This window comes from Vibrio sp. 704 (assembly GCF_033339295.1).
This window is the reverse complement of sequence record NZ_JAWOUH010000635.1, coordinates 1-618: the sequence shown is the minus strand read 5'-3', so window position 1 is coordinate 618 and position 618 is coordinate 1. Positions and strand designations below refer to the sequence as shown.

The window sequence follows — 618 nt, the reverse complement described above, 5'->3', positions numbered from 1 at the left end:
CCCACATCCAACTGATCGCCGAGTACAAAACAGAACTAATTAAGGTCACAACCACAACGAAAAATAGCGCACCCAAGATTTTATCTTGGCGACCACGGTTATTGTCCGTGTTTAGTCGCTCTTCATTAAGTGCAATATTCAACAACGTCTTCGTTTCCTGACTTTTGTCGTGTACTTTTCACCGCATAATATCGTATCGGCAAAAGTATTGACTTTAACCTTGGGATTATACTGAGCTCTTGTAAACTATCAAACACTGATAACAATAAATCACAACGATCTTGACGCAAAATCGAGATCTGAGTCTTATCTGTCCTTTGCGTCATCACTCTGACTTATCCAAGCATCTTGTTTATATTTAACTCAAGATTAGCCAGCTGTTTGGCAACTTTACCAACATCACCAGCACCTTGCGTTAAAATTAGGTCGCCGTCTTGTATAACGTTAGCCAAAACTGATGGTAATTGCTCGATTTCTGGAACAAAAATCGGATCTACTTTACCTCGGCTGCGAATCGTACGGCACAAAGAGCGTCCATCCGCGCCAGCAATTGGTTTTTCACCCGCGGCATACACGTCAAGCATGATCAATACATCAACCTGCTCAAGCACGTTTGCA

Annotated in this window: 2 pseudogenes; both read right to left on the bottom strand. The window is 42.2% G+C overall.

The annotated features are described in order from the left end of the window. Nucleotides 1-145, bottom strand: a pseudogene (locus R7R24_RS28220) (cell division protein FtsQ); the annotation flags it as partial. A gap of 190 nt (nucleotides 146-335) precedes the next feature. Further along, a pseudogene (murC, locus tag R7R24_RS28215) lies at nucleotides 336-618 on the bottom strand (UDP-N-acetylmuramate--L-alanine ligase); the annotation flags it as partial.